The following is a 10,000-nucleotide window of genomic DNA, read 5'->3' on the forward strand; positions in this document are numbered from 1 at the left end:
GAAAATTAAGCATCAACTGGTTAATATGTTGAATTTCATCGAAACCAGCAGCTATGGCGTCTTCAGCTTTCAGGAAAGCAGGGACATGACCACTGACCCTCAATCCGCGGCTGTGGGCATAAGCTACCGTATCCTTGAGTATTTCTTTGGGAAAAGAATTGTAAATTTTCAACTGCGGATATCCATGAGCTGCGTACCAGTCTATCGCATTTTTCGCTTCAGATAAGTCTTTAATCACAAAGCCATTGCGAGCTGAAAACGCGCTTTCGCCTTCCAGAAAACCCGTGGGTACAATAGTTGGCGCCAACAACTGGTCATTGTCTATTTCATCCATCATCATTTGCAATGTAGCATTGTCATTGCCCATATCACGTAAAGTGGTAACACCAGCTGCCAGATGCAAAGGTCCTTCCCAGCGTGAAATATGTCCGTGCATATCAAACAGGCCCGGTAACACTATACGATTGGCAGCGTCAATTTCATGTTCGACAGGACTTTGCAGTGTACCTGCCGGTACTATGCTGGTGATTTTTCCGCGTAGCAGGTAGATGTCACTTGGGCTACTGAGTTGCAGCGTCGTGCTGTCAAAAATCCTCGCGTGACGCACTACCGTTAATCCTTGAAGTTTTTTCGGCAGTTGTGCCAGCTTTTCCAGCAAGCGGGTCTCTGCTTTTTGTTGGATCTCAAGCATAGTTTTGGCGTTGTTTTGCCAACCATCTTCAATCAATGTCAGATAACCTGGTGCTAAATAAGCGAAAAGTCTCGGTGATTCTCCTTTGGTAGCCCAGACAAAATTAGGCTCAAAACCAACGCCTGTTTGCACTAATAATTGTACTTGCTGCTTTTCGCCAGCATTGTCGACAATAATTTCGCTGACCACTTCTTGTGTCAAAGTTCCACTGGGTAACAGGGGGATAGAGTTAGTACCATTTTTTGCCATTGCAGCTATGGCGATAGAGGATAGATAGGGAGAGCCATCTACAGGCAAATACAAGGCATTCTGTTGGTATGTAGCGGTACTTTGCTCCAACCCCGTGCTCCAGACCGCCTTATTACCCTCAACTTTAAACCTCTCGTTGATCACAGAACCAAAGGTTGTATTACCTTTGGCCTGATAACTTTCAATGAAACCTGCTTTGTTCAGCCTGATTTTTTCGTCCAGCTCAGGACCTCGGCCGTTATCTTTAAAAATATAGCGGATACTGATTTCACCATCGTCTTTTACTTTGACGATTTGTTCACCTGCTTTAACGCCGTTGTCGACAAGAATAGTGTATGAATACTGTTGGTCTGCTACAGCTGAAGCACAACAAGCCAAGATAGTCAGCAGACTTAATGCTTTGATTTTCATTCTAAGTTCCATGTTTATGTTCTGACGCAGACAGCTTAAAACAAATAGAGTCAGGACTGTATAGAAATAAGTAGAAAGGGCGTCTGGCTTTGCGCTTAGGCTTGTGCGGCCTGCGGGTAGTTCTGAAACTTTTATTGAACAAACTATTGGCACAAGTCAAAGAAACTTACTGCTATATGTCGTTTGCAGACGTTATACTTATCAATACATTATGAACAACAACCAGCCAAATCTGAGTCGGCATTGGTTTAGTAGTTATACCCGAGGAGTGATACATGACATCAGTACTAAGTTCTGTAGACCAACGTACTAATTTAGTGGGACAAAACCGGCTTGAATTATTGTTGTTCAGATTACAGGGGCCACAGTTTTTTGGCATCAATGTATTTAAAGTACGTGAGGTGTTACCTTGCCCGGCGCTAAATGTGATTCCTGGCGCCCATGGTCATGTGCGGGGCGTCGCCCATGTCCGTGGTGAACCTATTACCGTGATTGACTTAAGTGCCGCAACAGGAGGAAAACCGGTAGAGGACCTTAAAACTGCGTTTATTCTTGTTACAGAATATAACCGTCACGTTCAGGCTTTTCTGGTTGGCAATGTTGAGCGGATAGTGAATGTAAACTGGTCAGAAATGTTGCCTCCTCCTGCGGGTGTTGGTCGTAGCCATTATATGACCGCTGTGACCCGCATCGAAGGCCGAATGGTACAAGTGATAGATGTTGAAAAAGTTTTTAGCGAAATATCTCCGATGCATGAAGAGATCAGTGAATCTATTAAAGAAGCTGCGCAGCAAATCGACTTGCAGGACATCACTGTGTTAGTTGCCGATGATTCTGCTGTGGCCCGTAACCAGGTTCGTAGAGCACTTGAGTCTATGGGGGTAAAGGTTGAGCTGGTCAATGATGGAAAACAGGCACTGGACTGGTTGTCAAATAAGGCTGCGCAAGTGGATAATCTTTCGGCCCTTGTGCCTCTGCTGATTTCAGATATAGAGATGCCTGAGATGGACGGCTACACGCTAACCGCTGAAATAAAGCAAAATGACAAGCTGAAAGCCATTCACGTCATTTTACATTCTTCCTTAAGTGGCGTTTTTAACGAAGTCATGATCAAAAAAGTAGGAGCCGATCAATTTATCGCCAAATTTCATCCGGATGAATTGGCCAGTGCAGTGCAAAAGTGGCTTAATCCTCAAGCAAACTAACAGTTGCGTCGCAGTAACTTGAAAAGTTCAGCAGGGTACCTGCAGTACCCTATACTCTAACGGCATCCGAAGTCACCGCTGTGGTTGTTCTTGAGAAGGTCAGTTGCTAGAATTGGTTGCATTATTTTAGTTTTTATCGTATTTTTCATTTTAACTTAGAGTTAAAATGACTATATGGCGTAAAACGTTTTGCTGATGAACGAAAATAGCTAGGCTTGTGCTGTACAACTGAAGTGAAACGAGCTTTACTTTCAGTAACTTAGTTTAACATCAGAAAATCGCTTTCGTTTCTATAATGCAGAAAGTGCCGTCTTATTTTACGAGGTGTTTCGATATGACCAGTTTGATGAATTCAGTTGACCAGCGTACTAACATCGTAGGTCAAAATCGCCTCGAGCTTTTAATGTTTCGTCTGCATGGGTCTCAACCTTACGGCATTAACGTATTTAAAGTGCGCGAAGTGATACGTTGCCCTGAACTGAGCGAACTACCTGGTGCTAATCCTCATGTCAGGGGCATAGCACATTTGCGTGGTGTACCTGTGACTGTCATAGATTTAAGTCAGGCTACAGGAGGTAAACCAGTTTCTGATTTAACCAACGCTTTTATTCTGGTTACTGAGTACAACAGGAACACCCAGGGCTTTCTTGTCAGTGGCGTGGATCGTATTGTGAATGTCAACTGGGAGCAAATATTGCCTCCGCCTCATGGCGCTGGCCGCAGTCATTATCTGACCGCAGTTACGGAAGTTGATAATAAACTTGTGCAAATTATCGACGTGGAAAAAGTATTTTCCGAAATTTCGCCTGTGGATGAAACGGTCAGCGAATCCGTGAAAGAAAAAGCGAAAAACCTGGATTTCAAAGATTATACAGTGTTAGTTGCTGATGATTCTGCGGTGGCGCGTAATCAGGTAAAGCGTGCGTTGTCTACTATAGGTATTAACGTCGAAACTGTGAATGATGGACGTCTGGCGCTGAACTGGCTTGAAGCCAAAGCACATGAACTTGGTGGCGATATTTCCGCCAAAGTACCGCTGATTATCTCAGACATAGAGATGCCAGAAATGGATGGCTATACTTTGACTGCCGAAGTGAAATCCAATGAACATTTACGTAATGTGCATATCATTCTGCATTCGTCTTTGAGTGGTGTATTTAACGAGGCTATGGTGAAGAAAGTCGGTGCCGATCAATTTATCGCCAAATTCCATCCGGATGAGTTGGTGTCCGCGGTACAACAGTGGATGAACAGTTAAAATCAATGTACAGCGGCAGCTTTTAAACTGCCGCTTTTGCACTTCGCAAATCGCAACAGTCCTGCTGCACTTCATCAAAATTCTGTTATGATCGCTTCACTTCAGCGATCGGTCTTTCCTGCTGTGCCTTTCGCTAATGTTATTAACTCAATGGATCCTGAATGATTAATTATTTTCGCATTTTGGGCGTGAAAGCCAACGCCAATGAAGATGAGATAAAAAAGGCCTACAAACGCTTATCCAATAAATATCATCCGGATAAGTTGCTGAATCTAAGCGAAGAAGAAAAAGAACAAGCGGGCGTGCAATTACAAAAGGTGAAAGAAGCCTATGATGTGTTGTCAGACGCCAAAAAACGCGCGGCTTTTATTAAAGATTTTAATAATGTGATAGTGCCGGACCCGACTGCAGCCATGAAAGAGCTGTGGGATAGTTATTACCCGTCCGTAAAAGGTTAAAACTGATGAGCAAGACATTCGATAAAACCCGCTTAGAAGCGTTAAAAACAGACGCTTACGAAAATATTGAATCCTACAATGACCCGGATACACCAAAAGCTCTGGAGAAATTTACGGCCCAAATCAAAAGCATTTTGCAGGCTGATCCAAAGATGTTGCATTCAGTGCCTGAATATCTGCCGGTAGCATTATATGGTCGGGTAAAATTTACCCCGGAAGCCAATCTGAAGTGGGCGGCCTGGCTGGCCAAAAACACCATGCCGGTGTGGGACGAATTTAAAACTTCAGTGGCTTTTAATAACGCCGATTTACCGCTCGTTAAAACCATACGGGAATTTAACGAAGAATTACTGATCGAAAGTTGTGCTGTGCTATTTATGCTGAATAAGCACGTCGCTGCAGCGCCTGGTCCACGCGATCCGCGTGATGAAGACGACGAAGATACGGATGACTCTTCTTTTGGTCATAATGCGGATGATGATTACGAAGGCCAGGACGATGAAGAAGAAGGCTACGATGACCAATACGATGAAATCACCTTTAACCGGGAAGGCCGCTAATGAATAACCTGATTGAAATAGCCGTTGCGGAAATTAAAGAACTCGCTATTGTTGAGCCAAAACAAGCCAGCAAGAAATTTGAGCTGATGGCCAATACTATGTCAGATGATCAGCTGGTTGAAGTGATTGAAAACATTGATATTGTCACCCTGACTCAAATAAACAGCCAGCACGATATTTCGTTCCCATCCATTATTTCCGAGCTGATGACACCGGAAAAAATCCGCGACATCGTCTGTCAGCAGCCGTTGTACTGGGAAGAAAAAATCAAAAACAATGCGGAAGATTTAAAGCAGCATACCTTTGATTTTTTAACTTATCTTATTCGTACTCAGGACAGCGAAACCAAGCAGGCTGAAATTCTAGAAGCTATAGCGGAAGATCCGGCAGGGCTGTTTTATTTGTCTATTCCTTTTATCGAGCTGTACCGCGGCGAAGTGATTGAAGATGAAGACGAAGTGCATGATTTATTGCACGAGGAAGAACAAGATTTAGAGGAAGCCATCAGCTACACCGAACGTCATCTGAACGAAGAAGTGCATGGTTTGGGTTACGACGACCCACGCAGCTTATTGGCCCTTATTCGCCAGCTTACTCCCGCAGTAGAGCAGGCGATTAAAAACCTGGTGCGTAACGAAAACTCAGGCTGGGAGCACATTATCAATAAGTTTGCTGCTGAGCTGGTGATGCAAGCCAAAGAGAAAAATCAGGCCACGGACGAATATGCTGAAGTGGATGATATGTTTAGTTTCCTCGATTAAGGCAAAGGATAAGTTATGCAGTTAGTGGTGCGGGATGCCAATCAGGGGCCTTTTTTAACTAAGGTGCTGAATTACGCCAAAGCTGAGCAAAAACTTTCAGAAACACAGCTGGAGCAAGTCAAAAGCAAAGCTGTGCTGATGAGCCTGAAGTTTGCCGACAAGTTTTACAATAAATACAAAATGCACCTGTTGGAGCAAGCCGCACACGACATTATCGGTGTGGCTAGTTTGGGGCTAGCTGAACTCTCAGATCAGGATCTTGATAAAGCCCTGGCGTTGCTGGTAAGCCCTGAAGGAATAGTCAAACCTTTTCAAAAAGGTTGGAGTATGTTGACGCAGGTCAGCCAGCAGGTTCCTAACCGTAAATCCTTGTACGGTGAAGTGGAAGAGCAATTGCTGCAGGATATTGCCAGCCCACCCGATGCAGAGGAATGGCAGGGCTTGACTGTTTACCAGCAGGCTTTACGTGAATCCCGTCGTCGTCAGGCTATCAGCGTGGTGAAACAAACCTACTTTTACCATACCCAGCTTGACCCGTTCGAACACTTCAATCTTGAAGATATGTTGGCTGAAGTGGTACTTTACCGCCTCTGTACTCAGGGTGGTAAGGTGAAGCAGGATTTAAAACAGCGGTTACGCGATATCGAGTTGGCTGATGAGTGGTTTGACGTGAACTTTATTAAAGCCCATACCGAACAAGTGCTTAACTTGTTACCAGCTGGTTTTTCAGAAGCTGTGATAGTGGAGCTGGGTGATAATTTCCATGCTGCCATAGTTCGCACTTTGCAGTTTGCCAAAGGTTATAAAAAGCTGCTGGCAGAGAATGCGTCACCTGAGCGTCGTGACGCCTATGAGCATAAGCAGGGCATGTTGAATCCTTTATTAGGCTGGCCTCAATATATCGAAATGTAATCCCCGTCGTACTTGAAGCTGCAGCTTTGTTGGCTGCCTGATTTTACTTTAAAAGCTTCGCCCCAGTCGCATAGGCAACTATGCTCTTGGGGTCTCAACCCCTTGCCGCCTCGCTGCAACATCAATTACTTAGGGGCAAGCCCGTCGTACCTGAAGCTGCAGCTTTGTTGGCTGCTTGCTCTGCCGGTCCTTTTGATTTGGAAACGGGCGCGGATAAACCGCGCCCCTACAGCCGTCTCAACGTAACCTCAATTCATGAGGGGACAGTCTGTCGTACCTAAAGCTGCAGTAACGGACTGAAACAAAAGCCGCCTTTAGGTTGTTGGGCACTGCTGCTGTAACGCTTTCCACCAGATCACATGACGTTTTAACTCCGCTTTTAATTCGTTATGAGGAACTTCAAAACGCTGCGAAATAGGTTGCGCCAGGGCTGTGCCCTGATAAAGTTGCTGCAGTAGCGGATACAACTGCTGATAGCTGCCGTCCACCTGCGCCAGATAGACCTGCACTTTACCGATAAAATACTGCAGTAAAATGGTATTCAGAATATCTGCTTTGTCTGAACTTTTACCGACAGGGCATTGAGCTGTTAAATCAACCTGATCTAACTGCAGATTTAAACTGTGCAACCAGTTATGGCTAAAGCGTAGGCTTTGTTGTAACTGGCTTAGTGTATTGGCCTGGTATAAGGCTTGTAGCGCCCGCTCAGGATCGATGTCCTTGGCCAGTCGCCAGTTTCGCTCACCAATTTGTTTTCGAAGCGCAAGCAATGAATGCAAGGCTTCCATAGTTTCAGCAATACCAGCGACTGAATCAGGTACCGCTAAGCTGCGGTAGGGATGCAGTTGTTGACGCAAAGTCTCGTCCTGCATTAAGAAATTTTGCCAATGTTTATCGATAAGGGCTGTTTTATCTTTGGCAATCTCAGCCAATTTCTGTTTTAAATCGGACGCTATATCCGGATGGGTTAAACAAGGTTGCACTTGATTTAAAAACGCCAGTTCGTACTTCAGGCGCTGACTTGGGTTCATCACTTTGCCCAGACTGCTATTACGTTCACCCAGCAATAGATCCAGGCCACAGGCCCGGGTTGCCACTAACTCGACCAATCTAATGCTGCTCTCTGCGATTTCTGCTCTGGTATCTGCAATGGACGGCAGTGGCGGTAAATCCGCTGTTGCTGGCTCCTGCAGTTCCAGCGCTAAAACGCGCTCAAGCCGGCTGGCATAGTCCTCCATAACAGCTATGGCAGGATCGCTACAGCCGCTGAGCGCAATAACAGCAGTAACGCTTAGAACTTTAGTGAACAGCAGTTGTAGCTTGCTGCTGTAACATCTTGCCATTTTCCAGACGCCTGATTTGGTTTCTTAAAATTAGCGCCAGCATCACAGCAGCGCAGGACAAGCCGAGAATAATGCCAATCCAGAAGCCATGGGCGCCCATTTTCGGCAAAATCCAGTCGGTTAAACCTAATACAGTGCCTAAACCAAAACCGATCGGCCAATAGGCGATAAAGGTAATAAAAAAGATAGGTTTGGTGTGTTTTAAGCCTCGTAAAGCGCATGCTGACACTACTTGTATCGCATCGGAAATCTGATAGAAGCAGGCCAGAACTAAAATTGAGGTGGCTACGGCCAATACGGCAGGATCAGAAGAATACAGCGAGGCTACCAAAAAACGGCCGAAATAGGTCACCAAGGCTATGCCTACCGCCATCATCATCGCCAGCTGGACTGCTGTGGATACAGCTTTTTTCAGCTCTTGCAGATCATTACTGCCGACCAGATGGCCGACTCTGATGGTGGTCGCCATACCCATACTCATAGGCAGCATAAAAACCAAAGCGCTGTAGTTATTGGCAATTTGATGACCGGCCACCACTATAGGCCCTAGATGCACAATCATCAGCGGAATAGAGGAAAACAAGGTCACTTCAAAAAACAGCGAAAAGGCGATAGGCGTGCCTATAGCAATGATATGCCACAAATCTTTGCTGTTAGGTTTTAGCTGGTCGGGCTTTTTCATATAAAGCGCGGTACTGCGGCTTTTAAAGGCATAGATAGTAATGGCAATAAACATCGCCAGAAACACCAAAGACGTTGCGACACCACAACCAGCGCCTCCTAAAGCCGGCATGCCTAACTTGCCATAAATAAATACATAGTTGGCCGGAATATTCACCAGAATACCAACAAAGGCTATCCACATGGTGGCTTTGGTATTGCCTATGCCTTCAAACAGGTTACGAAAGATCATATAACCAGCGGCCGGGTAGACGCCAAAGCTGACATAAACCAGATAATCGACCGCTTTAGCTCGCAAGTTTTCTTCCATCGACAAATGTTGCAGCGGCAGATGAATGTACTGCATAGCAATGACAATCACAGTGGCCAGCACCATGGCCAGATAAAACCCCTGCAACGCATTATGTGGAATGGCCTTGTGGTTTTTTGCCCCGTACAGCTGAGAAATAATAGGGGTTAGCGCCAGCAATAAGCCCTGCAAGGTTAAAATGATCGGCAACCAGATGGCGGAAGCTACAGCAATAGCGGCCATATCCAGCGCACTGACCCGGCCCGCCATAATAGTGTCGATGACAAACATCATGGTTTGAGTCAGCTGGGCCAGCATAATAGGGCCGGATAATTTCAGAATGGTTTTTGCTTCAAAGCGGGAAAAAGGTAACATAACAACTCTTGTCAGACAGGCGAAAACGCCGTAAAGATAGCACAGCAGAGGTTTTATGTTTACAGGAATAGTGCAGGCAAAAGTTAAAGTCAGTGAAATCAGCGACCAAGAGCAGTTTCGTCGTTTAACTCTTGAAGTTCCAGTGCAATTGCTGCAAAGCCTGGAGCGGGGCGCCAGTATCTCTGTGAATGGCACTTGTTTAACTGCCACCGAATTCAGTCTGACTGAACCTTTAGGTTGGGTTAGCTTTGATGTGATTGACGAAACCTTAATTAAAACAAACTTGGGTGCTTTAACTAGTAGCTCATTGGTGAACTTTGAACGCTCTTTAACTTTTGGCCGTGAAATTGGTGGGCATTTAGTCTCCGGCCATGTGCATGGTACTGCGACTATTTTAGCTGTGACCCAAACTGAAGCAAACTGGCGAGTGGATATCGAGCTTAAACCTGAATTTAAAAACTATGTACTCAGCAAAGGTTTTATTAGCATTGATGGCATTAGTCTGACCGTAGGCGAGGTGACAGAGCGAAGTTTTAGCCTGCATTTAATACCTGAAACGCTTGAAGTCACCACCCTGGGCCAACGCAAAGTGGGTGACAAGGTGAACATCGAACTGGATCAACAAACCGTCACCATAGTGGACACCGTAGAAAGGGTCCTGGCTGCAAAGTCTCTGTAGGGGATCGGTTTATCCCATACCAGCCATGATGAGGCAAATCTTAGTAATACTGCTCATCTTCAGCGTCGATAAAGACCTGTACTTTGTTACGTAATTCATCTTTATGGGTTTGCACATGAATGGGGTTG

General features: G+C 45.3%; 9 protein-coding genes and 1 pseudogene. 7 read left to right on the forward strand and 3 right to left on the reverse strand.

Annotated elements, in window-relative coordinates:
* Positions 1–1,351 (reverse strand): annotated as a pseudogene (locus LDL40_RS14315) (amidohydrolase); the annotation flags it as partial.
* A 275-nt stretch (positions 1,352–1,626) separates the two neighbouring features.
* Between LDL40_RS14315 and LDL40_RS14320 the strand changes: the two are divergent.
* The 6 genes from LDL40_RS14320 to LDL40_RS14345 all read left to right on the forward strand — a co-directional run bounded on the left by LDL40_RS14320 (position 1,627) and on the right by LDL40_RS14345 (position 6,505).
* A complete protein-coding gene (locus LDL40_RS14320) occupies positions 1,627–2,556 on the forward strand; it encodes a chemotaxis protein CheV (RefSeq protein WP_300996088.1) in 930 nt (309 codons plus the stop codon).
* A 334-nt stretch (positions 2,557–2,890) separates the two neighbouring features.
* Positions 2,891–3,814, forward strand: coding sequence for a chemotaxis protein CheV (locus LDL40_RS14325; protein ID WP_300996090.1), 924 nt, complete (start codon positions 2,891–2,893; stop codon positions 3,812–3,814).
* A gap of 161 nt (positions 3,815–3,975) precedes the next feature.
* On the forward strand, positions 3,976–4,272 hold the full coding sequence (locus tag LDL40_RS14330; RefSeq protein WP_300996091.1) for a DnaJ domain-containing protein: 297 nt from the start codon (positions 3,976–3,978) through the stop codon (positions 4,270–4,272).
* Positions 4,273–4,277: 5 nt separating this feature from the next.
* Positions 4,278–4,832, forward strand: a complete 555-nt coding sequence (locus tag LDL40_RS14335; protein WP_300996092.1) for a hypothetical protein — start codon at positions 4,278–4,280, stop codon at positions 4,830–4,832.
* On the forward strand, positions 4,832–5,593 hold the full coding sequence (locus LDL40_RS14340) for a hypothetical protein (RefSeq protein WP_300996093.1): 762 nt from the start codon (positions 4,832–4,834) through the stop codon (positions 5,591–5,593). The genes LDL40_RS14335 and LDL40_RS14340 overlap by 1 nt, the downstream gene beginning before the upstream one ends.
* 15 nt (positions 5,594–5,608) lie before the next feature.
* Positions 5,609–6,505, forward strand: a complete 897-nt coding sequence (locus LDL40_RS14345) for a hypothetical protein (RefSeq protein ID WP_300996094.1) — start codon at positions 5,609–5,611, stop codon at positions 6,503–6,505.
* A 314-nt stretch (positions 6,506–6,819) separates the two neighbouring features.
* On the opposite strand, the gene LDL40_RS14350 is transcribed toward LDL40_RS14345, so the two are convergent.
* Entirely contained in the window at positions 6,820–7,848 is a 1,029-nt protein-coding gene (locus LDL40_RS14350) for a DUF3080 family protein (RefSeq protein WP_300996096.1), read from the reverse strand.
* The gene (locus LDL40_RS14355) at positions 7,805–9,193 is read right to left on the reverse strand and encodes an MATE family efflux transporter (RefSeq protein ID WP_300996097.1); all 1,389 of its coding nucleotides are present in this window, start codon (positions 9,191–9,193) and stop codon (positions 7,805–7,807) included. Before LDL40_RS14355 ends, LDL40_RS14350 begins: the two co-directional genes overlap by 44 nt.
* A 55-nt stretch (positions 9,194–9,248) precedes the next feature.
* Between LDL40_RS14355 and LDL40_RS14360 the strand changes: the two genes are divergently transcribed.
* Positions 9,249–9,872 carry a riboflavin synthase subunit alpha gene (locus LDL40_RS14360; protein ID WP_300996098.1) on the forward strand — a complete coding sequence of 208 codons (624 nt, stop codon included), beginning with the start codon at positions 9,249–9,251 and terminating at the stop codon, positions 9,870–9,872.
* The last annotated feature ends 128 nt before the right edge of the window (positions 9,873–10,000 follow it).

This window comes from Rheinheimera sp., from assembly GCF_020217005.1.
Classification (GTDB): Bacteria; Pseudomonadota; Gammaproteobacteria; order Enterobacterales; family Alteromonadaceae; genus Pararheinheimera.